Here is a 25,358-nt window from a genome sequence, read left to right as displayed (position 1 = left end):
CCATTGTTTACTTCGAGCAATCGCTGCTTTATTTCAGGGCTATAAGGACAGGTAATGCCGGTTATGAAGGTATTGGAAGATAAATCGATAAGTACTGCATCAATACCATCCATACTGGTGCCCGACATTAGGCCAATAAATAATTTCATTGTTCCATCCGTATTTGTTTGTGGCATACTAGCTTTCTTCTGTGTTCTACTGATTTTATAAAAAAAATGGTTTTATATGCCCCATGAGATTATACAAAGTAAACTCACTCCTTTCTGGTATTTAGGCATTTTGTCCACTTTCTCTTTATTAACCTACGATTTATATCAACCTGCCTTACCGACAATAACGCAGTATTTTAATACAAGTCCAGCCTTAGGTCAGTTAACTTTAAGCCTATTTTTCTTTATATTTGGTCTGTCCCAGCTTATATGGGGACCTTTAATCGATCATTATGGACGGCGGAAAACCTTGGCTGTCAGTTTAGCTGTTTTTTTGATTGCTACTATTGGTTGTATTGCTTCAGTTACTATAGAAATGTTAATCGCAGCACGGGCTTTACAGGGATTTGCTATTTGCTGTGTCTATGTCATTGCTTTTTCCTCCTCAAGAGATCATGAAGACAGTACAGAGCGCGCCCGAGTACTCTCGTATCTTTCCATGATTGTGTCGGTTTCCCCTCTGTTTGCCCCAATTCTTGGTTCTATTATTTTGATGCGTTATGGTTGGCAGACAACGTTTGTATTAATGGCCTTTATTGGTTTAATTCTCCTGGTGCTTGCCAAATATGTCTTACATGAATCAAGGCACTGGCAAAAATCAGAAACTATGTTTTTACTGAGAGAATCCTTTGCTACCTATAAAAAGATCTTAGCTCATCGTCGTTTATGGTTTGCTATTTTTATCGTTACAGCCTCTTATTCTTGTGTCATGATTATTATTGTTAATGCCTCTTATTTAATCATCGATAACTTGGGTATTTCTCCTTTCAATTTTTCCCTATTATTTGCCAGTAATGGCATAATGCTTATAGCAGGTAATTATCTAGGCATTCGCTTGCGCGAAAAAAGATCATTGCTGTGGAATATTCAAGCAGGCTCTTTTTTGATGTTCCTAGGAGCTATCACTATGAGTATATTTTTTATCTACACGGCCTAGATTTAATTAGTCTCGCACCTACCCTACTCATCAATTTAGGTGTTAGTTTAACTAATCCGCCGACTTTTTCTCTGGCACTTGCTGATTACCAACAACATGCCGGGACAGCAACTGCAGTACTCAATATGGTAAGAACAACTTGTTCAGCGATCATTGGTGGATTGGTTGGTGTATTTCTTGAACGCTATCCTGCTTTATTAGTCATTAGCTTATTTATTTGCACATTCATCAGCTTACTCACTAGTTTTTTTATTACAGAAGAATAAAGAAATGATGGACGTCACTTTCTTGGTTACTAGACATAATGGTATAAAAGAGTCTATCTCCATATAAATTGCCATAAAACTTTTGCCTTGACGCTAGCTAATCCTATAAGAATGTGATATTTTATGCATCGATTGATCAAATATTTTATAATTTGATATCAAATAAAACAATTAATCACGAATTAGGATGTATCATGTTCAGAAAAAGTGAGCCCAAATCTACAGTTGCATCTCATGCTGTAATTGCGATGAAACAATTGATGTTTGTCAAGAAAGACCCGTACGAGCAAGCAATAAAAGATTTGGCTGTTGCTAGTGCTAATTTAATTAAGAAAGGCCAAAAAGTACAAGATGTCATTACTATTATAGAAAACAGTATGAAGGCTTCACATGAGAAAGTTAAAGGAGCTCTGGTTTCCGAGATTGGTATGGCCCAATTCCAAAAAAGCCCCGCCTTAGCTGGTCAGATTAAAGCGATGGCAACTTATAAAAACCAATCTATTGAATCCATCATTGAGGCTGTAGTAACTGATGCTCTGGTTAGAGCAAACAAAGATTATGGCGCTGATTTAGGTGACTTCAATCCTGCAGAATATCACGGACCCGAAGCAGCAGAAGCACCCGCACCTCAGTCCTAAATCTTGAATTTCTAAGCCTCTTCTTTTAAGAAGAGGCTTTTAGCATTTTAAAAATAGTTATTGAGCTTAAAACAACGATAAAAATTCTCGGTGGTCTGCTCTGCAATTTTATCATAACTTATTTGCCGTAATTCACTCAAAGCCATAGCCACGTATTTTACCAAAGCCGGATGATTCTGCTTGCCGCGATAAGGAACAGGAGCCAAATAGGGTGAATCGGTTTCAATTAAAAGTCGATCCAGCGGCACTTTTTAGCCACTTCCTGCAAAGCGATCGCATTTTTAAACGTGACAATGCCTGATAAAGAAATATAAAAATTCATATCTAAAGCACGGCGTGCAACGTCCCAGTCCTCCGCAAAACAATGCATGACCCCACCTATATCGTGAGCTTTTTCTTCTTGCATCACCAATAAAGTATCCTCGGCTGCTTGGCGAGTATGGATGATTAAAGGCTTTGATGTGCTAAGTGCCGCTTGGATATGAGCACGAAAGCGCTGCCGCTGCTTTTCTTGCGCCTGTATTGTCTCCGTTCGGTAATAATCAAGTCCTGTTTCACCAATCGCAATACAAGCTGGATGTTGCCTGGCAAGCTCACAAAGCTTTTCCGCATCGGGTTCCTGGGTTATTTCACTGTTAGGATGCAAACCAACTGAAATACTAATAGCCGGGTAATTCTCTGCTAATTGGCAAAGAACAGGATAATCATCCAACTCAACACAGACACAAAGAAAGCGCCCTACATCATTTTCTTTGGCTTGGTTAATAACTTGGTTGAGGTCATTATCAAAATCCGTTAAATCGATAAAATTAAGATGGCAATGAGAGTCTACAAGCATATTTTGAGATCGTAATAGTGATTTTGTATTGATTTTAGCATGACCACAGGCCAGGTCCCTATGCAGAGTGACTTATTTCTTTTTATATTCAAATAATAAATTTTCAAGAATCAGTGTCTGATTAATACTGATATTCTGATTTAATTTTTTGCTTAACTGATTAATTTCATCTAATTGTCGAAACAGAAAAACGGATGGAAATAATTTGCCAATTGCTGTAATGACTGTGTCCATGATTTTTCATATTGATAATTGCCAAGGCGATAATTAATCATCTGGGCATTGATTAAATAAATAAGCCACAGCAAATCATTGATCTCATAACTAAGCCATTTAGTAGCTAGATTACATACAGAAATTTTATTGCTCATAAGAGCAAGTAAATCTTGAAGAATAACTGGCAGCTGAGAAAAAAGTTTACCCCTCTCGCTATCCGCTGTATACCCCTCTCCGAGACTTAAATAATCGCTATGCAAAATTTCAGTTGCCGGAAAGCGCCAGAGTTGGCAGCGGCTTAATATCGTTGGCAGAATAGTACTGATTTGCTCTGCAAGCAAAATAAAAACTACTCCATCAGGTGGTTCCTCGAGAAATTTGAGCAACGCATTTGCTGCAGCAACGTTTACTCTTTCAGCTGGATGAATAAGGACCACTCGATTATTACCCAATTGGGGTGAAGTATATAGAAGCGCTTGCATATCACGAATTTGCTCAATCTTGATTGCCCCACCGATTTTATCAGGCTGTAAACAACTGAGATCAGGATGTTCATTGAGTGTTACCAAATGGCAAGATTTACATTGGCCACAAGGTTTTTTCTCTTGAGAGCAAAGTATTGCTGCCGCCATTTTATTGGCAAAATCAGCTACAGCACCATGTTGTGGTGCAACCAACAGTAGCGCATGAGGCAAACATTGTCTGGTAAGACTTTTTGTAACTGTGCCCATTGTTCAGTATGAGCCGGCAATAATTCAAGTGTTTTAGGAAGCATTTGGACTGTGTGATACGAACGTTTTAAGTGCCGATAAAACTGATTCTTGCACTGTTTCTATCGTTTGACCAGCATCAATACAAACAACATTATCCATATCACGAATCATTTCATGATAAGCGTTATGTACATCCGTAAAAAAGGATAGGGATTCTTGTTCGATTCGATCAGTTTCGCCGCGTTTTTTAATCCTTTCAAGACCTTGCTCCGGATTAATATCTAAAAAAGAATCAAATCTGGCTTAAAGCCTTGTAAACAAAACGCTGATAAATGCTGGATCATGTGCTTGTCGAGTTTTCGCCCTCCACCTTGATAAGCAAAAGTAGATAACTCAAATCTATCTGCTAAAATCCAGGTTCCTTGGCTTAATGCGGGACGTATCACCTGTTCAAGTAATTGAACGCGGGCCGCATAAAACAAAAGTAATTCACAACGAGGCTCAAGCGCCTCACCCTCTACTCTTTCTTTCAACAGCTGCCTTACGTGCTCACCAACTCTTGTTCCTCCAGGTTCACGCGTGAGTAAAAGCTCAGGAACAAAACGTTCCAAATAGCGTTTAATAGTTTGCAGTGCAGTTGATTTACCAGCCCCTTCCAAACCTTCAACAACAATAAATTTCCCACGCTCAATCATGATCTTCCCTTGCTTTGGTAACGTGCAACGGCTTCTTTTTGCTCTTCATAAGTCGCAGAAAAGTAATGAGAACCATCTCCTTTAGCCACAAAATAGAGATAGTTAGTTATCAATGGATGTGCTGCAGCATCAATTGCTTCTTTGCCAACCATCGCAATTGGCGTGGGAGGTAACCCTCGATAGCGGTATGTATTATAAGGAGAATCAATGTCCAGATCATGATGACCCAATTTACCATTGTAATTATTCCCAAGCGCATAAATAACAGTAGGATCCATCTGCAATGGCATGAATTTTTTCAGGCGATTAACAATAACACCCGAAATAATTTTTCTCTCACTGGCTAAGGCTGCTTCTTTTTCTAAAATAGAGGCAGCAATTAGTAGTTCATAGGGCGATTTATAAGGCAATCCAGGATCTCGATTCAGCCACGAATCATTCAAATATTGTACTAAATTTTGGTTGGCAAGCTGCAACAAATGCTTGGCATCGCTACCGGCATTGTAATGATAGGTATCCGCCAGTAATAAACCCTCTGAATTCGGATGTGGGCCAGTAATTAGTTGCCAATCATTCACGTTATATTTTAAATATTGAGCAGTTGCTAGATTCGCCTTCACTTGGCTTAGTGTAGTACCTTCAATAATCGTAAAAGCCTCCACCAATACATCACCAGCCACAACTCTCTTTAATAATTGTTGAGCAGATTCGCCATATTTAATTTGATAAATACCTGCTTTAATATGATGAGATAAGCCCTGGACTCTGATTAACAACAGAAACAGGCGATCTGACTGTATTAATTGTTTGGATTTGAGAGCTCGGACAAAGCCAGAAGCAGAACTATTTTTATCGATAGTGATGGTGATTGGCGCAGATGCACTACTCACCATCGGTTTGGCCAATAACTTGTAAATATCATAGCCAATTACTGTAAATACAACAAGAAGCAGCGCCAGACAACCAAAAAGGATTGATTTAAACCAGCGCTTTTTCATTTAAACTGCTTAAACAATAAACTTCCGTTAGTGCCTCCGAAGCCAAGTGAATTACTTAATGCATACTCGATTCGCCTTTCTTGTGCGGTATGAGCTACATAGTTTAAGTCACAGCCTTCATCAGGGTTATCTAAATTAATCGTCGGGGGAGCGACTTGATTTTTAATAGCAAGGATACTGAAAATAGCTTCAACAGCACCAGCAGCTCCCAATAGATGTCCTGTCATTGATTTGGTCGAGCTCATAGCTAATTCATAAGCATGATTCTTGAAAACTCGTTTAACAGCTTTGGTTTCATTCATGTCATTAAGATAGGTTGATGTACCATGTGCATTGATGTAGTCAATTTTTGTCACATCGAGACCGGCATCATTGATAGCTGCAGCCATAGCACGTGCTGCGCCATCTGCATCTTCATCAGGGGCCGTAATGTGGTAAGCATCTCCTGACATACCAAAGCCAACTAGTTCCGCATAGATAACTGCTCCACGAGCTTTAGCATGTTCGTACTCTTCAAGGACTAGAACACCAGCCCCCTCGCCCATAACGAAACCATCTCGATCTTTATCCCAGGGACGTGACGCTTTTTCAGGCTCATCATTGCGTTTCGACAACGAACGTACCGCTGAGAAACCAGCAAGGCATAAAGGTGTCGTTGTCATCTCCGCACCACCGCATACCATAATGTCAGCATCGCCATAAGCGATCATACGACCAGCAATACCAATATTATGAGTACCTGTTGTGCAGGCCGTAACAATCGAAATGTTAGGACCTTTCAAATGATGTTTAATAGAAATCTGTCCTGCAACCATATTGATGATTCCGGCAGGAATAAAAAAGGGTGACACTTTACGTGGGCCACCACTCATGAGTCTTTCTTGGTTATTAGTAATCGTTTCTATACCGCCAATTCCAGCACCAACGGCTACACCTGCACGGTAAGAAAGTTGCTCATCGATAACCAAGCCGGAGTTAGCTATGGCCTCATCAGCCGCTGCAACTCCGTATTGGGTAAACAGATCCATCTTACGAGCTTCTTTAAGCGGCACATGATTTTCAATATTGAAATCCTTAACTTTGGCCCAAATTTTAGTTGAGTATTCAGTGGTATCAAAACCTTCAACCATACCAACACCACTTTTACCAGCCAAAATATTTTGCCAGGATTGCTCTACATTTAAACCGACAGGAGTAACCATACCCATGCCAGTAACAACAACACGCCGCTTAGCCAATGAAAACTCCTCGAAGTATCTAGATCAAGCTTCTTCTTTATTAAGATTTGATTCAATATAATCAATTGCTTCCTGAATCGTAGTGATTTTTTCAGCTTTTTCATCTGGAATTTCAGTTTCAAACTCTTCTTCCAGAGCCATCACCAGCTCAACAGTATCAAGTGAGTCAGCACCCAAGTCATCAACAAAGGATGCGTCATTTTTTAGTTCTTCAGATTTAACGCCCAATTGATCAACAACAATCTTACGAACTCGTTCTTCAACTGTACTCATAACTTGTATTTCCTCTTAGTTTAAAAAATTCCTGCAGGCTAGTTTATTCAATTATTCAAAGAACGCAAGCCCATTTAATCCATATACATGCCACCATTCACATGAATGGTTTCACCAGTTATATAATTTGCACTGTCAGAGGCCAAAAAGGCAACTACTTCAGCAATATCTTCAGCCTTACCCAATCGTTTCATTGGAATACGCTTTAGCATTTCTTCTTTAACCATATCAGGTAAAGCACTGGTCATATCCGTATCGATGAAACCCGGAGCAACCACATTTACCGTAATACCACGGCTAGCAATCTCTTGTGCCAGAGATTTAGTAAATCCCACTACACCAGATTTAGCGGCAGTATAATTGGTTTGCCCAGAATTACCGCTAGAACCAACTACTGAACCAATACTTATAATACGACCCCATCTCGCACGAAACATTGGCTTAATACAAGCCTTTGATAAACGAAATATAGCACTTAAATTCGTTTCGATAACCTTATACCACTCTTCATCATCCATTCTTAGCAATAAATTATCACAGGTAATACCTGCATTATTAACCAAAATAGAGGGTAATTTATCTTGATCAGAGAGTTCTGTCATTAGATTATCAACTCCCTCTCTACTTGTCACATCAAGACTAACCCCTTCGCCCAGCATATTTTCTTGCGCAAACAGATCGCTAATAGCAGCAGCGCCTTGATTTGTAGTGGCTGTGCCAATAACGTAAGCGCCTCTTTTGGCCAAAGTCAGGGCAATAGCCTTACCGATCCCTCTACTTGCTCCTGTAACCAGGGCTATTTTACCTTGTAAATTCGACATGACGACATCCTCGTTAATAAGATTTTTCATCCGCAGTTAATTGGCTAAGAAATTGCTCCAAACTTGCATTATCATTCACACTAACCGCTGGAAGTGTCCTTTCAATGCGTTTTATTAAACCACTTAATACTTTTCCCGGCCCGCATTCTATAACATATTCAATGCCTTTGCTTTTCATCAATTGAATGGTTTCAACCCATCTTACAGGACGATACAACTGTTCTTTCAAGAGAGTACAAATCTGCTCAGGGGATCTATAAATACTTAAATCAACATTAGAAACAACTGGAATGGTCGGTATTTTAAAATTAGCTTTAGTTAGATAATCCTCAAATGCATTAGCAGCATCATTTAACAAAGGGCAGTGGCAAGGTACACTTACGGGAATAATCTTTGCCATTCGAGCCCCAATGCCCTCAGCCAGCTTTACAGCTTGCTCAACAGCTGCTGTATGGCCAGCGATAACTACCTGACCAACTGCATTATAATTAGCAGGTGTTACCTGCTGTTGCTGCGTACTTGCTTGAGTACAAAGTAATTCCACCTGTTCGTCCGTCAACCCTACGATTGCGGCCATCGCTCCTTGCCCTAAAGGAATAGTTTCTTGCATTAATTGCCCACGCTTGGCAACCAGTTGAGCTGCATCTGACAGGTTGATAGCATCTGCGCAAACCAAGGCAGCATATTCTCCTAAACTATGGCCAGCCATTATTTGAGCCTGCCCTGCACCAAGTTTTTCTAACAGTCTGTATACAGCAACATCCGCCGTCAACATTGCAACCTGAGTATGCTCTGTCTGATTTAATTGGGATTCCGGCCCTTCTTGCACCAATTGCCACAAATCATAACCCATTCTGTCAGAGACCAAAGTAAAAAGATCTTTAATCAAAGAGTACTTGCCAGCTAAGTCTGCTAACATACCCACAGATTGGGAGCCTTGGCCAGGAAAGACGTATGCAGAATTAATCATGAATAATGAACTCCGAAACAACCTAATTAATAGCGTATAACCACCGCACCCCAGGTCATCCCGCCACCAAAGGATTCTAATAATAATAAGTCACCACGTCTTATGCGCTGTTCACGGATTGAATAATCCAAAGCCAAAGGAATGGATGCAGCAGAGGTATTACCCTGATTCTCAATGGTGACTATTACTTGCGACATGGGTAAATTTAATTTTTTAGCAATACCCTGAATGATACGAATATTGGCTTGATGCGGGATAAGCCAATTGATATCTGATTTCTGTAGATGGCAAGTCTGGAGTACTTCATCTACAACATCACCCATAATATTGACTGCTAACTTAAAAACTTCATTGCCTCGCATCCCTATAAGCGCTTTATAATCTTCAGTAGCGTAATTAGGATAAGTCAGCAATCCATCTTCATCATGTAACGCGTGCAATGTACTTCCCAAGATACCAGGCTTATCACTCGCACTTAACACGACAGCCCCAGCACCATCACCAAACAGAACACAGGTTGCACGATCATTCCAATCAAGCGCGCGTGACATACTTTCACTGCCGATCACCAAAACATGTTTTGCGGCACCTGTACTAATATATTGCTTGGCAACATCCATCGTGTACACAAAACCACTACAAGCGGCACTAATGTCAAAGGCGGGTATGGGACGTGAGATTTTAAGCGCCTTCTGAACATGGCACGCCATGCTGGGAAAGAAATGATTCGGTGTGCAAGTTGCTACCAGAATTAAATCAATTTCATTCGCATCAATATCAGAAGCTGCTATTGCTTTTTCTGCAGCTTTACAAGCCATGAAAGAGGTTGTTTCATGCTCCGCTGCAATATGCCTGCTAGCTATTCCAGTTCTTGATAGAATCCACTCATGGCTAGTATCCAGCCGGGATTCTAATTCTTGATTAGTAAGGATACGTTCAGGTAAGTAACTGCCTGTTCCATTAATAATGGCATTTTTCATAGTAACAAACCCTGATTAATAAAATCGGTAATTTGGTCACGTACTAAAGCAACCACATTATTTTTACTTGTAGCTTTGCCTCTTCAATAGCGTATTGAAAAGCAAGTTCACTGGCTCCACCATGGCTTTTTACGACGATACCATTCAAACCAAGCAAACTTGCACCATTATAACGTGCTGGATCCATACGCTTTTTTAAATGACCTAAGGCAGGTATAGCAATCAAACCAGCTAACTTACTCAACCAATTTTTCGTAAACGATTCTTTGAGCACCGTCAGCATAAGTTTTGCTAAACCTTCACTTGCTTTCAATGCGACATTACCCACAAACCCGTCACAAACCACTAAGTCAACGTCGCCAGAATAGAATTGGTCGCCTTCGACATAACCAACGTAATTCATTAAATTACATTCTGCCAACATGTGGGCTGTACGTTTAACCTGATCATTCCCTTTAATTTCCTCAACACCAATGTTTAACAAGGCAATTTTGGGCGTTGTTTTTTATCTACGGCCTGGATTAAAGCTGAACCCATCACAGCAAATTGAAAAAGATGCTCAGCGCAAGAATCTACGTTAGCGCCCAGATCAATCACACGAGTTTTGCCATGCATAGTTGGTAATTCGGCAATAATCGCTGGTCTGTCTATACCTGGTAAAGTTTTAAGAACAAAACGCGCTGTAGCCATCAAAGCACCGGTATTACCAGCACTCACACAGGCTTGCGCGCGCCCTTCTTTAACTAAATTGATAGCAACTCGCATGGAAGAGTCTTTCTTATTGCGCATTGCATGTGAAGGCAACTCATCCATGTCGACAATTTCAGAAGCATGAACAACTGAAAATTGACTATTAGAGACAATACCGGATTTTTTAAGATGCGCATTTACCTGATTTTGGTCACCAACCAGTAATAATTTTAAATCAGGGTTATTTCGTGCAGCACGAATAGAAGCGGGAATCACGACGTTTAGACCATGATCCCCACCCATCGCATCTACAGCAATGGTGATATTTTTCAAGCGCGCTACTCTTGTTCGTAAACGTTATCAGCTGTATCTAAAACCTTTCTACCACGATAGTAACCATCGGGGGTAATATGATGACGCAAATGAGTTTCGCCAGTGGTTGGATCAACTGATAGCGTAGGTTGAGTTAAGGCATCGTGAGAACGACGCATATCACGTCTAGAGCGTGATTTTTTATTTTGTTGTACGGCCATTGTATTACTCCTAAACAATTTGCATTCGCTGGGGCGGAATATTACCGATTTTTTCTCGGTAATCCAAGTATTACTGAGATATTTTATGATTTTATTGTATTATCCACCTCAATAAAGCGGTTGATTTCTTGGTCACAATTCTCAATATCCAAGTGAGATTCAGGGACATAAAGATGCAATTCATCAGTTAATAATTCTTCTAACTCAATTTGGCCATTATTAGAAACAACGCACTCGTGGAGCTCCATTAATTTTTCAGCCATTTCATCAGAATTACAAACAGCTAAAGTTGTTTGATTAATATAGTGATGACTAAACTCACCTAAACAACGTTGACAGATCACCGATACAACAGAATCTACTTCCATTGTTATTAAATAATAATTTTTCTCAGCACTGACTTTGAATTGACAATCAAGTATACAAGGAGCAGCAACATAGGCTGGTAATCTTTCCTGCAATTCGATTTTAACGTTTCGAGGATCTGCTTTTGCGGCCTCGCTTTTCAAATTAATTAACATAGTTTCACTTTTAAATCTTATCGATTTAAGGATGTTAAGATCGTCTATAAAACCCTTAATTATACCCTATTCTTACGTCTTTTAATTAGTCCCCCAGAAAAACAGATGTAAATACAATTTTAAAATTAGTCATTATAACGTAAAATAGGATTTTTTTATACATACTGATACTAATAATCTATGAAAGCCAAAGTGATTGTCGGCATGTCGGGTGGTGTTGACTCTTCTGTTGCCGCTTGGTTATTGCAAGAGCAAGGATACCAGGTAGAAGGTCTTTTTATGAAAAACTGGGAACAGGACGATTCTGATGGTTATTGCGCAGCGGCGAATGATTTAGCGGATGCGCAAGCCGTGTGTAATCAACTACGTATCCCTTTACACAGTGTTAATTTTTCTAAAGAATACTGGGAGCGAGTTTTTGCCCATTTTCTCAATGAATATGAACATGGCAGGACTCCCAATCCCGATGTACTCTGCAATAAGGAAATAAAATTTAATGCCTTTTTGCAATATGCGTTAACCTTGGGAGCTGATTATATAGCTACCGGCCACTACGCTAAGGTACGGATAAATAATAATATTGGCGAACTGTTTAAAAGCCAAAGACAGGGAAAAAGATCAAACTTATTTTTTACATGCTGTGGAGCCTGCCGCACTAGCGAAGACCTTGTTTCCTATAGGAGATTATCACAAGGGAGAAATAAGAGAGTTTGCTAAACAACTAGGCCTGATCACCCATGATAAAAAAGATTCAACAGGAATTTGCTTTATTGGTGAAAAACGCTTTAAAGCCTTTCTCAATGAATTCATTTTGGCGAAACCAGGTGATATTAAAAGCAGTAGCGGCGAGCAATTGGGGCGACATGATGGTTTAATGTTCTACACTCTCGGCCAACGCCAGGGCTTAGGCATTGGAGGACGGCAAACAGCCAATGAAGAGCCTTGGTATGTGGTAGATAAAGATACTAAAACCAATACCTTAATTGTTGCCCAGGGTAATCATCATCCGATGCTCTATTCACAGGGGCTGATTTGCGGTCCAATTCATTGGCTAGTTGAACAAACAATGCAATTGCCACTAACTTGCTATGCAAAAACACGTTATCGTCAACCAGAGCAGGCTTGTGTTATTTCTCCGGAGGGCAATAAACAGCACTGTGTAATGTTTTCGAGTTTGCAGCGAGCGATAACACCGGGACAATATATTGTCTTTTATGAGAAAAATCAGTGTTTAGGTGGCGCTACAATAGAACAAATTATTCGTTAGTATTGTACAATTAAAATAATACACCAATTTTACTTTAATATTGGTATCAATAATCTGGAGTCAACATGTCCACAATTAGTGCTTCTCCTGCAGTAACAGCAGGCATTTATTTCTCTGTCAGCGCAGCAGACAAAGTCGCGTCTTTAATTGTTGAAGAGGAAAATCCTGCATTGAATTTACGAGTTTTTGTTACGGGCGGAGGTTGTTCTGGCTTTCAATATGGCTTTACTTTTGATGAAACAATCAAGGAAGATGATACGGTTATTGAGCAACACTGCTCTGATGGTCAGTCTTCAGTAAAATTATTAGTTGATTCAATGAGTTACCAGTATCTTAGTGAGGCAGAGATTGATTATGTTGAAAATATTCAAGGCTCACAATTTGTTATTCGTAACCCCAATGCTAAAACGACTTGCGGCTGTGGTTCATCGTTTAGCATGGACGACGATGACGAATAAATGCATTGGCTCTCTTTCGAAACTGACTACAGAGAGAGCAGTGCGAAAAAAACAGAGCACCGCATCGATGAAACGATACATCAATGTAATGGAGTTTGCCTAGTAGGATTTTACAATCACTTTAGTACCAATCCTGATGAAATTGCGATGCAACCAGTAGGCGTCACTCGGTGTAACACGAATACAACCATGACTCGCATTATAGTTGGGTACATCGTATGAGCCATGGATAGCATAATATTTACTGAAAAACATGCAATAAGGCATCTTGGCACCGCCTCCTCCCAGTGGATAGCGGCTTGAACGACAGCTTGCACTTCCCTTACTTATAATTCGATAAGTCCCTGAAGGTGTTCTGCAAGAACGCCTTATATCAGGGCAATACCCTCTACCACCTGAAGCTCTTCCAGTCCTTACCACAGAGCCATTTGCATTGATTGCCTTCCAGGTTAATGAGCGCGGATTAAAAATAAAGGTATTGCTTGCAAGAACACGTAATTTTGGCGTACCGTAATTAGTCCCAGTATCTATACGAGCAGGATAACTAAATGCTTCTGCACTACTATAGAGGAGAAAAGAACCAAGAACGACAAGAGGCCAGTATTTGCGAGGACTGTGCTCATCCATGATATTTCCTACAACGATATAACCTTGGCATTAAATATAGTTCAAAAATTAAACAACCGCAAAATGTTATTCGACATTCCAAAGATTTATATTTGATTTTTTAACTAGAAATTGGACAAATTCTTGGTGGCGTTTTAACTCCTCCGTGTCAGCAACAATCACGGGTGAATTGCTAACCAGACGCTCTATTTGCCGCAAGACGACCCCAGGCTGATTAACGTGCTCCGTACTGTCTTCAAACAAACTTGCTTGCCCACCTGTCAAGGCTAAATAAACTGACGCTAGAATCTCAGCATCCAATAAGGCACCATGCAAGGTTCGGTTGGAATTATCGATTTCATAGCGCTTACACAAAGCATCCAAACTATTCCGCTGGCCAGGATGTTTTTCTCGTGCAAGAACTAAGGTGTCATAAACGGTACAACAATCTTTAAGTAGTACAGGCCAGTTAAGTAAAGCTAATTCAGCGTTAAGGAACCCCATATCAAAAGGAGCATTATGGATAATTAATTCTGCTCCTTGAACGAAGCGTATAAATTCGCCGGCAATGTCTTTTAAACAAAGGTTTATCTTGTAAAAATTCCGTGCTTATGCCATGAACACGAAATGCCCCTTCATCAACTTCACGCTGCGGATTAAGATAAACATGAAAATGATTACCCGTCAGTTTCCTGTCTTGTAATTCAACACAGCCAATTTCAATAATCCGATGGCCTAATTCGTGACCAATACCGGTCGTTTCGGTATCTAAAACAACTTGACGCATATTGTTATCCATTTAAATCTTGAGGAGTTCATCGATTGCTTGGTTTGCCAAAGCATCGGCTAATTCATTCTCAGGGTGTCCTGCATGTCCTTTTACCCAATGCCACTTAATTTTATGTTGCGTAGCTAAGGCATCTAACTCTTGCCAGAGATCAGCATTTTTAACTGGCTCCTTTTTTGAATTACGCCAACCATTTTTCTTCCATTGGCTCAACCATTCCGTCATCCCTTTTCGCACATATTGCGAGTCAGTGTAAAGATGCACTTCACAAGGTCTTTTTAATGCTTCTAAGGCTTTAATAGCAGCGGTTAATTCCATACGATTATTAGTTGTCTGTGTTTCCCCGCCATATAAAGTTTTTTCGTGACCATTATAACGTAACAAAGCCCCCCAACCACCAGGTCCCGGGTTTCCCTTGCATGCCCCATCAGTATAAATTTCAATGGTCATAAAAATAAATCTTGGTAAGGTTCAACAGCAGGGTCGATAGCATACACAGAAAAATCATGAATACCAGCTTTTGTTAGCACTTCTTCATCAATAAAAAAATGACCGCTCAAGAATTTGGCAGGCTGTGTTAAGATCCAATAAGCAGCATCAGCAACAATGTCTGGCCTTCTGCTTGCTTTGAGTATGGCCTCAGGGAAATGCACGCGAATGGCATCTGTAGCAATGGTTGTTTTTGGCCATAAAGAATTGACAGCAACCCCGTAAGGTTTCAATTCTTCAGCCAGGCCTAAAGTACACATAGTCATGCCAAATTTACTTATCGTATAAGCAAGATGGGGTGCAAACCATTTACTGTCTATGGATAGTGGCGGAGATAGCGTTAAAATATGCGGATTATCAGATTTCTTTAAATGCGGGATTGCTGCCTGAGAACAAGCAAAGGTTGCCCGTGTATTGACTGCCTGCATCAGATCATAGTGTTTCATTGATGTAGATGAGGTATCACTGAGACTAATTGCACTCGCATTGTTAATCAGAATATCGAGTCTGCCAAAGACCTCTATAGTCTCTGCTATCGCACGCTGAATTTGTGCTTCATCGCGTACATCAACAACGAGAGGTAACGCTCGCCCACCTAATTGTTCTACCTCGCTGGCAACTGTATGAATTGTACCTTCCAATTTCGGATGAGGCGTATCAGTTTTGGCAGCAAGAGCTATCCAGGCCTTTTCGCGTGCAAAACGATGTGCAATGGCTCTGCCAATCCCCCGACTTGCGCCGGTTATAAATAATACCCTCGTCATTTCTTCTCCTTAAGATCCATACCTGCCACCCAAGTTAAAAACAGCGAACCAATTTACCATAAGGTGGGTAAAACCAGGTAATGGGTGCAAAACGGCGTTGAGAAAATACCGCTTTTAATTTCGAAAAACGATCGAAACCTTCTTGACCATGATAATAACCGATACCACTTTCTCCTACTCCACCAAAAGGCAACGCATCAATGGCAATATGGGTAAGCGTATCATTTGTCGTCAGGGCACCAGAACGTGTTTTCATTTCCAGTGCCTTTCTTTCCCGTTTATCCTGTCCAAAATAATAGATAACCAAAGGCTTGGGTCGTTCATTGATAAAAGCAATTGCCTCATCAAACGATTCATAGCTAACAACCGGAAGGATCGGACCAAAAATCTCTTCCTGCATTAGCAACATTGAATTATTCACATTCAAAACGAGATAAAATGGCATTTTTTGATTTTTACTCTCAAATTTGCCAATTTGGATAATTTGCGCATTTTTTCTCGAGCATCAGTAATAAACGCCTCTAACCGTTCTTTATGTTTAACGGAAATAAGGCAAGAATAATCAGGATTGTTTTCGAAATCGGGGTAATGTTCTTCCATAAATTCTTTACTAAATTTCTCAATACGTGGCCCCCATCCCTTAGGTATCAACAAATAATCGGGTGCAATACAGGTCTGGCCAGCATTATAGAATTTTCCCGTCAAAAGACGGGAAAAATAATTCAGATTCACAGAAGTGGAAATAATTGCTGGTGATTTTCCTCCTAACTCAAGAGTAACCGGGGTTAAATTCTTGGCTGCTGTAGCCATTATTTCCCTACCTACGACGGTCGACCCTGTAAAAAGCAGGTGATTAAAAGGCAAATTAGCAAATTTTTTAGCAACCTCCACATCACCATTAATAACGGTGACTAAATTATCCTCTATTCCCTCTTGGTCAAATAATCGAACTAATGTTTCTCCCGTTTTGGGTGTCTGTTCTGAAATTTTTATCATTACACGATTGCCAGCAGCCAACGCATAAACCGAGGGTACTAGTGCGAGATAAAGAGGATAATTCCAAGGAGCCATTACCCCAACGACCCCTAGTGGCTGTGGAAAAACATAGGCAGAGGCAGGTTTAAAAAGCCATAAGACTGGTTTTTTACGAATTTTCATCCACTTTTTAAATTTTTTAAGCAATAATCAATTGCATTAATACTCAAAAAATTTCTAAAAGGAGTGTTTCCTGATAAGCTCGATGAGAAAAATCATCACTTACTGCCTGAGCAAACTCAATCGCATTTTTTTGCAAGAGTTGTTTGAGCCTTTGCAAGGTCTGTTGCCGCTCTTCATAGGATAAATAAGGGTTTACATGAGTTTCTTGCACAAGACGTTTAAAGACCGCTTCCAACTCCATTTGCATTTTCCTTTATTTATTTCATCAAGAAAGAATCTTCATAGCAAAAATCACCTTGCAGGATTTTTTGCTTAATAATTGCAATATCCGGAGCAAAATAACGATCTTCATTATACGGAGCAACTACTGCTCTTAATTTTGCGTAAGCCTGACTTAATTTAGGTGAAGTCGCCAATGGCCTGTGAAATTCAAGGCCTTGGCAAGCGGCTAATAATTCAATAGCTAAAATGGTTGCTGTATTATCAATCATTTCATATAAGCGTCTCGCCGCATTGGTAGCCATTGAAACATGATCTTCTTGATTAGCAGAGGTCGAGAGGCTGTCTACAGAATGAGGATGGGCCAAAGCTTTATTATCACTTGCACAGGCTGCAGCCGTAACATGGGCAATCATAAAACCAGAATTTAGGCCTCCTTCTTTGACTAAGTAAGCTGGTAATCCGCTGAAATGCTTATCAATTAATAATGCAATACGACGCTCTGCATTGGCACCAATTTCGGCAATTGCCAACGCTAAATTATCAGCAGCCATGGCAACAATTTCTCCATGAAAATTACCTCCAGATAAAATATCGCCTTGCTCAACAAAGATTAACGGATTATCTGAAATAGCATTGGCTTCGGTCCCCAAGGTTTCACTAACAAAGCGCATTTGATGTAAAACAGCGCCCATGATTTGTGGTTGACAACGCAATGAATAAGGATCTTGTACCCGTGAACAGCTACGATGTGATTCTCGAATCAAACTTCCGGCTAGTAGATCTCTATATTTTGCTGCAACGTCACACTGAGCGGAATAGCCGCGAGCTTGGTGGATGCGTGCATCAAAAGGAACGTCGCTGCCAGAAGCAGCATCTACCGATAAACTACCAGCAATAACTGCTGTTTCAAAGAGTAATTCTGTTTTGAATAAAGCTTGCATTGCTAACGCTGTAGATACCTGTAAGCCATTAAGCAACGCTAGACCTTCTTTAGGTGCCAATTCCAACGGGGTTAATCCAGCGATTTTCAACCCTTCAACAGCACTAATTATTTGCCCTTCAAAACGTACCTGCCCTTCTCCTAATAAAGGCAAGGCAACATGGGCTAGTGGTGCCAAATCACCAGATGCTCCTACAGAGCCTTTACCAGGAATACAAGGGTAAACACCTTTATTGTATAGGGTGCATAAAGCATCAATCAGTTCCTTTCTAACTCCGGAATAGCCTTGCGCTAAATTGTTAATTTTAAGAATTAAAATTAACGCGACAATTTCATCAGCAAGTAATTCGCCAGTTCCACAAGCGTGGGACAAGACAATGTTACGTTGTAATTGCTTTAAAAGCTCAGTAGAAATAGTTTGATTAGCTAGAGAACCAAAACCTGTATTAATGCCATATACAGTTCTCTTGTCGTTTATTACCTGTTGCACTACCGCACAAGATGATTCGATTATAGGCAAAAAGGTTTCATCCAAAACCAAAGATTTTTGTTGAAAAAGAATGGATTTGATTGATTGAAGACTTAATTGGCCTGGTACAAGGGTAAAAAATCAGCCATGACGCACCCCATCCATTGATTCCATGGGTAACCATAAATGATTTTCTTTAGCACATTGCTTTGCTAAGGTATAACCAGCATCAGCATGACGCATAACTCCAGTAGCAGGATCATTATGCAACACGCGCGCAAGACGAATTGCCGCTTCATCAGTGCCATCAGCTACTATGACTACTCCAGCATGTTGGGAAAATCCCATACCTACGCCACCACCATGGTGAATGCTGACCCAGGTCGCGCCACTAGCACAATTCAATAAAGCATTTAATAGCGGCCAATCTGATACAGCGTCACTACCATCCAACATCCCTTCAGTCTCTCGATTTGGGCTTGCCACAGACCCCGAGTCAAGATGATCGCGGCCAATAACAATAGGCGCTTTGACTTCTTTATTTTTTACCATTTCATTAAAAGCAAGCGCCAATCGTGCACGATCTTTAAGGCCCACCCAACAGATTCTCGCTGGTAACCCTTGAAAAGCAATTTTTTCTCGTGCCATATCCAACCAACGATGTAAATGTTTGTCATCTGGCATCAGACTTTTAACTTTTTCATCTGTAGCATAGATATCATCAGGGTCACCTGATAATGCAACCCAACGAAAAGGGCCAATACCTTCACAAAATAGAGGACGAATATAAGCCGGTACAAACCCAGGAATCGTAAAAGCGTCAGCAATGCCTTCTTCATAAGCCATTTGACGGATATTGTTACCATAATCAAATACCGGAATCCCCTGCTTTTGGAAAGCAAGCATTGCCACCACTTGTTCAGCCATAGATTTTTTAGCTGCAGCAACAACCTCTTGTGGAGCAGTTCGCCTGAGCTCAGCTGCTTTCTCTAAGGACCAGCCACGTGGTAAATAACCATTTAATGGATCATGAGCGCTGGTTTGATCTGTCACCAGAGATGGTAACACACCACGTCGTAATAATTCCGGGTAGACTTCAGCTGCATTTCCTAAAAGTCCTATCGATAAAGGTATTTTATTACGGCAGGATTCTTCTATCCATTTCAGGGCTTGCTTAAGATTGTCTGTGGATCTGTCTAAGTAACGGGTTTTTAATCGTTTTTCCAATCGACTGGGATCACATTCAACTGCAAGCATACTAGCTCCGGCCATTGTTGCTGCCAAAGGTTGTGCTCCCCCCATGCCACCAAGGCCGGCTGTTAATACCCAGCGCCCTGATAAATCACCACTGTAATGTTGTTTAGCACAAGCACTGAAAGTCTCATAGGTCCCCTGCACTATGCCTTGTGAACCAATATAAATCCAGCTGCCTGCAGTCATTTGTCCGTACATCATGAGCCCTTTCTTATCAAGCTCATTAAAATGCTCCCAGGTAGCCCAGCGTGGTACTAAGTTGGAATTAGCAATTAAAACTCGAGGGGCATCCTTGTGGGTAGTAAAAACTCCGACAGGTTTACCCGATTGAATTAATAAGGTTTGATTTTCATTAAGCTCTTTAAGAACGTCCACAATCTTATTATATGAGGGCCAATCGCGTGCTGCGCGACCAAGACCTCCATAGACCACTAATGAAGCGGGTGCTTCTGCTACATCAGGATCCAGATTGTTTCGAAGCATTCGCAAAGCGGCTTCTGTAAGCCAATTCTTAGCCTCTAATTGTGTACCGTGTTGAGCGCTAATGTTGAGTACTACATGGTTTTGCACAGCCATTTTTCTCCATCCTAGGATTGTCCAAGTTATCATACACGAGGGAATTAAGGACGTGAATGGCTATTGAATTCAAAGCATTAGAACAGGTTGTAAAAATAACAATCAACATGTTAGACTGTAAAATCGCTTTTAAAATGAAAAATTATCGTGCATACATTTGAACTAAACCATCCTCCTTCATTACGTGTTTTTTCGCCACAGAAATGTGGGAAAGATATGGTTTTTATGTTGTACAGTCTTTATTGGCTCTATACCTGGCTCTTCATTTCAAATGGCCCGATGAAGCTATTTATGCACTGGTTGGCTCGTTTACTGCCTTAACTTATTTATCACCCGTAATCGGTGGCTGGATTGCTGATCATTTGCTCGGGCAAAAAAGAGCTATATTAACTGGGGCGGTATTTTTATTTTTTAGCTATCTTTCTTTGTCTCTACTTTCTTCAGATCAAGGTTTAACTCTTTCTCTGGCAGGAATCGCAGTTGGTACAGGGTTATTAAAACCCAATATTTCATCTTTGCTAGGCAATGAATACCCAATCGACTCTCCAAAACGCGAAAGCGGTTTTACAATTTTTTATATGGGTATAACGACTGGTATTATTTTAGGGACAACCTTGCCTAGCATACTTCATAGCAATTTTGGTTGGCCAGTCGCTTTTACCAGTGCTGCCCTCGGAATGATTATCGCCTTTGTAGTCTTCTCTTTTGGTATTTATCGCTACCAAATAGCTGATTATCATCCCTTCGAATTCCATATTGATAAGCTTATAAAAGCCCTTCTGATGATGGTATTTTTGTGGCTGCTCTCTTTTTACATTCTTGAGTACCCTATCTTTGCTGATTCAGCCTTTGGTGGTGTAGTACTCTTATCGTTAATTTATTTAATTTATTGTGCGAAACGTGAAACAGTCCAGCAAGCAAGACAGACTATTGTCATTGGTTTGTTATGCATCATCTCAGTGATGTTTTGGGCTTTTTATTTCCAAATGTTTATGTCGCTCACGTTGTTTATTTCGAGAGTCGTTGAACCCAAACTTTTTGGCATTCAATTCCCCCCACCTTACTATGTTGGTGTACAAAGTTTTGGCATGATTATTTTTGGCTACTTTCTTGCTCGAGGGAGAAAAGAGCTCAATGTTGTACAAAGTGGTATACGTACAAGTAATAAATTTTTATTAGCAATGATTTTTATGACTATTGCCTATGCACTTATTACTCTGGTAAGCCATAATAGCCAGGGTGCTGGTTTATTATCGCCACTTTATTTTATTCCCGCCTATTTAATGATTTCTATTGCTGAGCTTTTACTATCTCCAGTAGGCTTATCTGCAATAACTGTGCTGGCCAGTCGTAAAAAAGTCAGTACTATGATGGGGATCTTCTTTGTCTCGCTAGGTATCGGGGGTTTTTTATCAGGTAAATTGGCTAATTTAACATCGATTAACTCAGATGAGTTAACAGTTACTGAATTAAAGATCCATTATGCAGGTACTTTTACCGAGTTATTGTATATACTACTGGCCGCCACTTTGATTTGTTTTATTTTAGGCTTCCTTATAAAATCCTTATTACTACGCAACGAGAAAGCATAAACAAAATGGCCCAGGATTAGCAAAATATAAGCCTGGGCAGCTAAATTCCATTAGCTTTTAAAACTTTCTTATGATGACATTTGACGCTAAATTGCGGATATGACATCATTCCTGCTCTTGAAGACTCTCTTTACCTTCTATTTTTCTTATTTAGGTTTATCATGCATCAAGAAAAATCATTATCATCAATATTACCTTTGTTTTTAGTTTTATTTATCGACGGCATGGGATTGGGCTTACTGTTTCCCATTTTGAACACCATCATTATTGAACCTCAAACTGGTTTTTTACCGGCTGAAACAAGTTTAGGTTTGCGTGATTTCTATTACGGATTAACAATCGGCATCTTTATGATTTGCTGGTTTTTTGGAGCAGCAATATTAGGTGATTTATCCGACAGTGTAGGTCGAAAAAAATCACTGATGATCTGTTTGCTGGGCTCTTTTTTGGGTTACTTTCTTTCTGCGATTGCGATTGTTTCGCAAAATTTCTGGTTACTCATTGTAGGGCGTATCATCGCGGGCTTTACTTCTGGCAGCCAACCGATTGCACAAGCCGCGATTGTGGATGTCAGCTCAGAGGAACACAAGGCACGGAACATCGGATTTATTTTATTAGCCGTATCACTTGGCTTTGTTTTTGGTCCAATTTTTGGTGGCCTGTTATCTGATAATCGTTTGGTATCCTGGTTTGGCTTTGAAACTCCCATGTATTTTGCTGCTGTCTTATCTTTATTGAATGCAGCTTTGTTATACCGCTCATTCAACGAAACGTTTACCAAAGCTCATGATAAAATAAAAATCCAGTGGCACCACGCGGTCAATATTTTTATTTCAGCCTTTAAACACCCGTCTATCTGTAAATATTCAGTCGTATTGCTTGTTATGATCTTTGGCTGGTCTAACTATTTTTCCTTCATTTCTTTATATTTATTCAAACTTATCATTACTCAGCTATGGAAAATCTTTTTTCTCGCAGTGATGGGCTTGGGCTTCAGTGTCGGCTGTGGCTACATTGTTGATTTTTGTACCAAACGCTATTCTTTTGATTGGGTGGTGATCACTGGCTTACTGCTAACTGCAATTCACGTATTGCTCACCTTGTTATTTAAACAAGAATGGGTCGCCTGGGTGGCAGCTCTTTTGATTGGTATGAGTTTATCTGTCGCTTATTCAGTACTATTGACCATTTTTTCTAATCAGGTAAATGATGATGAACAAGGCTGGGTCATGGGTGTCACAGGCTCAATTATGGCACTTTGCTTTGGTTTAACATCGATTTTTACCGGGTTAATTGCCCAAGTAGGTGCTGTATTACCAATGACTCTGGCTACTCTTGGTTTGGCACTGAGTGGAGCCCTCCTTGCTGCAGTTCAACCCAAGGCGGCAGCCCACTCTCATTAATTGTATTAAACAAGGAACAATTGTGGATAAAAAATTTCTTATTTACCCGCTAACTATCAGATACTTACTGCTTATTTAATTGTCAAAAATGCAGCGGAGGCAATTGAATTTTATAAGAAAGTTTTCAATGCAATAGAAACAATGCGTATGGAAAACCCCGATAAAAAGATAGGCCATGCCGAATTGTCCATCAATGATGTTAAATTCATGTTAGCTGATGAATGCCCTGAGATGAATGCTTACGCACCAGATAAATATAAGGGCTCACCTATTGGGATGTATCTTTATGTTAAAGATGTTGATGCAACTGCAGAACTAGCGATTAAACATGGCGCTAAACTGGTTAGACAAGTTGAAAATCAATTTTACGGCGATCGCAGCGGCACGCTGGAAGACCCTTTTGGTCATACATGGTACATTGCTTCGCATATTGAAGATGTTTCCGAAGAAGAAATAAAAACCGGGTAACTGATTTATTTACTAAAAATAAGCCTTTAATTCTGCGTGAGTAAGTGAGTCTAAGCGCAAAACTCGCTTACCTACTTAAACTATATAAATCCTGTTATAAGCCTTTAGACATTAACTCGTAAGTAAACGTTATTGCGAGGGAGTTGCTACACTTAAAAGGAAATTCTTACTCGGGAAAAGATCATGCCTACCTTGCTACGCCTGACAATATCACTGTATTTAATGTTCTTTTTATTGCATGCTCAAGCTGACGTTGATCCACGCAAACTAATTAAGGTGACTAAAGATAATAATCCTAGTTGTGTTGAATATTATACTTATAAAGGTGGGCTCTATTGCAGTATTGCGGTACAAAATACGGCACCAATGAATCCAGAAATAAAAAATTATGAAACACAGAAAATAACATTTGATCATCGTCCCTGGAAAGTTGTTTTTGGGAAAAGGACAGAAGAAATAACCGTTGTTGAATATGTACCTGCCGATGATAATATTGAACATTGGCAAGAATTGGTCACCAGTCAATTTATCCCTGGTTTACAAACAAGAGTTACTATCAAACAATATATTGATTCCATAATAAATAATTTAAAGGAATCCGGTTTTAAACCAACTGTTACTATTATAGAAGAAACACCTGAACAGGCTCTTTTTGAGTTCCGTATTGCCAACCCAAAGAATATGCAACAGGATGAATTACAATTAGTTACCAAGGGCAAAGATGGGTTTTATATTTTACATTATGTGATTAGAAAGGCCGACATGGGGCAGTCAAATAGGGAGAAATGGGTAGCGCTTCTTAAGAAAACCAAGCCAAAGTATGATTAGTAACTAAAGAGTGAGTTGTTGATGTCTACTGTCAACAATACTCATTGTTAACTTTTACATGCTTGCCTTCGGTTCAGAGCTACAAGTACAACAGTTAATAACTGCCTCACCAACTCCAATCACTCCCTTAACTGTTGCACCAACAGCAGCTCCTAATGTAGAAACTGTGCGCATAGCCAGTGACATAAGCGACCACAGCGAATCAACCAAAAGGCTTCCTACATAGCACAGACTAGTTTCTAATCCGGAAAGAAATATATTATTACTTGCAGATGCATTATTGATATCAAGAATGACTAGATTTGCTGCTGTTTCAGCAAGTTTGCCCATAGCCAAAACCAGTGTGCCTACAGCCATAGTTAAGTTGACTATTGGTATTAACAGAGTAGATCTTACCTCTTGTTGCATATCCCACAATGAATCAAAAGGCACAAAAAACCAGAAAAGTTATGTAAACGAACCGCTCTTTTTAGATATTGCTCATTTTTTTAATTAGATATTGCTTCTCTTTTTTGAAGTGGCCTGTTGAATCATGAGTAAC

26 protein-coding genes and 6 pseudogenes are annotated in these 25,358 nt (G+C 40.0%); 9 read left to right on the top strand and 23 right to left on the bottom strand.

The window, feature by feature from the left end; translation table 11 throughout:
• Positions 1 to 149: anhydro-N-acetylmuramic acid kinase (locus BN58_RS29870; protein WP_198009878.1), on the bottom strand; the 149-nt coding region annotated here is incomplete at its 3' end.
• 76 nt (positions 150 to 225) lie between these two features.
• On the opposite strand from BN58_RS29870, the gene BN58_RS24585 reads away from it, so the two are divergent.
• The 3 genes from BN58_RS24585 (at position 226) to BN58_RS11475 (ending at position 2,050) form a co-directional block, all read left to right on the top strand.
• A complete protein-coding gene (locus tag BN58_RS24585; RefSeq protein ID WP_019216958.1) occupies positions 226 to 1,146 on the top strand; it encodes an MFS transporter in 921 nt (306 codons plus the stop codon).
• Complete coding sequence (locus tag BN58_RS30910) at positions 1,068 to 1,412, top strand: MFS transporter (protein ID WP_156812489.1); 345 nt, start codon at positions 1,068 to 1,070, stop codon at positions 1,410 to 1,412. Before BN58_RS24585 ends, BN58_RS30910 begins: the two co-directional genes overlap by 79 nt.
• 194 nt (positions 1,413 to 1,606) lie before the next feature.
• Positions 1,607 to 2,050 carry a hypothetical protein gene (locus BN58_RS11475; protein ID WP_019216956.1) on the top strand — a complete coding sequence of 148 codons (444 nt, stop codon included), beginning with the start codon at positions 1,607 to 1,609 and terminating at the stop codon, positions 2,048 to 2,050.
• 47 nt (positions 2,051 to 2,097) lie between these two features.
• On the opposite strand, the pseudogene BN58_RS24580 reads toward BN58_RS11475, so the two are convergent.
• The 13 genes and pseudogenes from BN58_RS24580 to BN58_RS11415 form a co-directional block, all read right to left on the bottom strand.
• Positions 2,098 to 2,888, bottom strand: a pseudogene (locus BN58_RS24580) (TatD family hydrolase).
• 72 nt (positions 2,889 to 2,960) lie between these two features.
• Positions 2,961 to 3,122, bottom strand: a complete 162-nt coding sequence (locus BN58_RS37805) for a DNA polymerase III subunit delta' C-terminal domain-containing protein (RefSeq protein ID WP_156812488.1) — start codon at positions 3,120 to 3,122, stop codon at positions 2,961 to 2,963.
• Positions 3,059 to 3,835: a DNA polymerase III subunit gene (locus BN58_RS24575; protein ID WP_019216955.1), complete on the bottom strand. Its 777-nt coding sequence runs from the start codon at positions 3,833 to 3,835 to the stop codon at positions 3,059 to 3,061. The genes BN58_RS37805 and BN58_RS24575 overlap by 64 nt, the downstream gene beginning before the upstream one ends.
• Before the next feature lie 33 nt (positions 3,836 to 3,868).
• Positions 3,869 to 4,512 (bottom strand): annotated as a pseudogene (tmk, locus tag BN58_RS24570) (dTMP kinase).
• Positions 4,509 to 5,510 (bottom strand): endolytic transglycosylase MltG, encoded by a 1,002-nt coding sequence (gene mltG / locus BN58_RS11455; RefSeq protein ID WP_019216953.1) that lies wholly within the window; start codon positions 5,508 to 5,510, stop codon positions 4,509 to 4,511. The pseudogene tmk and the gene mltG overlap by 4 nt, the downstream one beginning before the upstream one ends.
• Positions 5,507 to 6,748 (bottom strand): beta-ketoacyl-ACP synthase II, encoded by a 1,242-nt coding sequence (fabF, locus tag BN58_RS11450; RefSeq protein WP_019216952.1) that lies wholly within the window; start codon positions 6,746 to 6,748, stop codon positions 5,507 to 5,509. The genes mltG and fabF overlap by 4 nt, the downstream gene beginning before the upstream one ends.
• Before the next feature lie 24 nt (positions 6,749 to 6,772).
• Positions 6,773 to 7,021, bottom strand: a complete 249-nt coding sequence (gene acpP / locus BN58_RS11445; RefSeq protein ID WP_019216951.1) for an acyl carrier protein — start codon at positions 7,019 to 7,021, stop codon at positions 6,773 to 6,775.
• Between the two features lie 74 nt (positions 7,022 to 7,095).
• Positions 7,096 to 7,842, bottom strand: a complete 747-nt coding sequence (fabG, locus tag BN58_RS11440; RefSeq protein ID WP_026069427.1) for a 3-oxoacyl-ACP reductase FabG — start codon at positions 7,840 to 7,842, stop codon at positions 7,096 to 7,098.
• Positions 7,843 to 7,855: 13 nt separating this feature from the next.
• Positions 7,856 to 8,812: an ACP S-malonyltransferase gene (gene fabD / locus BN58_RS11435; RefSeq protein ID WP_019216949.1), complete on the bottom strand. Its 957-nt coding sequence runs from the start codon at positions 8,810 to 8,812 to the stop codon at positions 7,856 to 7,858.
• 26 nt (positions 8,813 to 8,838) lie between these two features.
• Positions 8,839 to 9,792, bottom strand: a complete 954-nt coding sequence (locus BN58_RS11430; protein WP_019216948.1) for a beta-ketoacyl-ACP synthase III — start codon at positions 9,790 to 9,792, stop codon at positions 8,839 to 8,841.
• Positions 9,789 to 10,815, bottom strand: a pseudogene (plsX, locus tag BN58_RS24565) (phosphate acyltransferase PlsX). Before plsX ends, BN58_RS11430 begins: the two are co-directional and overlap by 4 nt.
• Positions 10,816 to 10,820: 5 nt before the next feature.
• Complete coding sequence (rpmF, locus tag BN58_RS11420) at positions 10,821 to 11,015, bottom strand: 50S ribosomal protein L32 (protein WP_019216947.1); 195 nt, start codon at positions 11,013 to 11,015, stop codon at positions 10,821 to 10,823.
• 83 nt (positions 11,016 to 11,098) lie between these two features.
• A complete protein-coding gene (locus BN58_RS11415) occupies positions 11,099 to 11,536 on the bottom strand; it encodes a DUF177 domain-containing protein (RefSeq protein ID WP_019216946.1) in 438 nt (145 codons plus the stop codon).
• A 180-nt stretch (positions 11,537 to 11,716) separates the two neighbouring features.
• On the opposite strand from BN58_RS11415, the pseudogene mnmA reads away from it, so the two are divergent.
• Both mnmA and erpA read left to right on the top strand, forming a co-directional pair.
• Positions 11,717 to 12,803: pseudogene (mnmA, locus tag BN58_RS24560) on the top strand (tRNA 2-thiouridine(34) synthase MnmA).
• A 65-nt stretch (positions 12,804 to 12,868) separates the two neighbouring features.
• Positions 12,869 to 13,261 carry an iron-sulfur cluster insertion protein ErpA gene (gene erpA / locus BN58_RS11405; protein ID WP_019216945.1) on the top strand — a complete coding sequence of 131 codons (393 nt, stop codon included), beginning with the start codon at positions 12,869 to 12,871 and terminating at the stop codon, positions 13,259 to 13,261.
• Between the two features lie 99 nt (positions 13,262 to 13,360).
• Here the strand turns inward: erpA and BN58_RS24555 are convergent, their stop codons facing one another.
• The 8 genes and pseudogenes from BN58_RS24555 to hutU all read right to left on the bottom strand — a co-directional run bounded on the left by BN58_RS24555 (position 13,361) and on the right by hutU (position 20,526).
• Entirely contained in the window at positions 13,361 to 13,888 is a 528-nt protein-coding gene (locus tag BN58_RS24555; protein WP_019216944.1) for a L,D-transpeptidase, read from the bottom strand.
• Between the two features lie 66 nt (positions 13,889 to 13,954).
• Positions 13,955 to 14,654, bottom strand: a pseudogene (dnaQ, locus tag BN58_RS24550) (DNA polymerase III subunit epsilon).
• A gap of 12 nt (positions 14,655 to 14,666) precedes the next feature.
• Positions 14,667 to 15,104: a ribonuclease HI gene (gene rnhA, locus BN58_RS11390; protein WP_019216943.1), complete on the bottom strand. Its 438-nt coding sequence runs from the start codon at positions 15,102 to 15,104 to the stop codon at positions 14,667 to 14,669.
• Positions 15,101 to 15,907, bottom strand: a complete 807-nt coding sequence (locus BN58_RS11385) for an SDR family oxidoreductase (protein WP_019216942.1) — start codon at positions 15,905 to 15,907, stop codon at positions 15,101 to 15,103. The genes rnhA and BN58_RS11385 overlap by 4 nt, the downstream gene beginning before the upstream one ends.
• 34 nt (positions 15,908 to 15,941) lie before the next feature.
• Positions 15,942 to 16,978: pseudogene (locus tag BN58_RS37800) on the bottom strand (aldehyde dehydrogenase family protein).
• 130 nt (positions 16,979 to 17,108) lie between these two features.
• Positions 17,109 to 17,306, bottom strand: coding sequence for a hypothetical protein (locus BN58_RS34030; protein WP_019216940.1), 198 nt, complete (start codon positions 17,304 to 17,306; stop codon positions 17,109 to 17,111).
• Positions 17,307 to 17,322: 16 nt separating this feature from the next.
• Positions 17,323 to 18,798, bottom strand: a complete 1,476-nt coding sequence (gene hutH, locus BN58_RS24540) for a histidine ammonia-lyase (protein ID WP_051131897.1) — start codon at positions 18,796 to 18,798, stop codon at positions 17,323 to 17,325.
• A 39-nt stretch (positions 18,799 to 18,837) separates the two neighbouring features.
• Positions 18,838 to 20,526 (bottom strand): urocanate hydratase, encoded by a 1,689-nt coding sequence (gene hutU, locus BN58_RS11370; RefSeq protein ID WP_019216938.1) that lies wholly within the window; start codon positions 20,524 to 20,526, stop codon positions 18,838 to 18,840.
• Between the two features lie 203 nt (positions 20,527 to 20,729).
• Between hutU and BN58_RS11360 the strand changes: the two genes are divergently transcribed.
• The 4 genes from BN58_RS11360 (at position 20,730) to BN58_RS11345 (ending at position 24,817) form a co-directional block, all read left to right on the top strand.
• Positions 20,730 to 22,118 (top strand): peptide MFS transporter, encoded by a 1,389-nt coding sequence (locus BN58_RS11360; RefSeq protein ID WP_019216936.1) that lies wholly within the window; start codon positions 20,730 to 20,732, stop codon positions 22,116 to 22,118.
• 161 nt (positions 22,119 to 22,279) lie between these two features.
• Positions 22,280 to 23,521, top strand: coding sequence for an MFS transporter (locus BN58_RS11355; protein ID WP_019216935.1), 1,242 nt, complete (start codon positions 22,280 to 22,282; stop codon positions 23,519 to 23,521).
• 33 nt (positions 23,522 to 23,554) lie between these two features.
• Positions 23,555 to 23,989 carry a VOC family protein gene (locus BN58_RS11350; protein ID WP_026069425.1) on the top strand — a complete coding sequence of 145 codons (435 nt, stop codon included), beginning with the start codon at positions 23,555 to 23,557 and terminating at the stop codon, positions 23,987 to 23,989.
• 183 nt (positions 23,990 to 24,172) lie between these two features.
• Positions 24,173 to 24,817, top strand: a complete 645-nt coding sequence (locus BN58_RS11345) for a hypothetical protein (RefSeq protein ID WP_019216933.1) — start codon at positions 24,173 to 24,175, stop codon at positions 24,815 to 24,817.
• A gap of 54 nt (positions 24,818 to 24,871) precedes the next feature.
• Here BN58_RS11345 and BN58_RS11340 read toward each other — a convergent pair whose 3' ends face one another.
• Positions 24,872 to 25,249: a hypothetical protein gene (locus BN58_RS11340; protein ID WP_019216932.1), complete on the bottom strand. Its 378-nt coding sequence runs from the start codon at positions 25,247 to 25,249 to the stop codon at positions 24,872 to 24,874.
• Positions 25,250 to 25,358 lie beyond the last annotated feature (109 nt).

The sequence above is a fragment of the Legionella tunisiensis genome, from assembly GCF_000308315.1.
Classification (GTDB): Bacteria; Pseudomonadota; Gammaproteobacteria; order Legionellales; family Legionellaceae; genus Tatlockia; species Tatlockia tunisiensis.
Note: the sequence above shows the minus strand (reverse complement) of the source record. Positions and strands in the feature narration are given on the sequence as shown.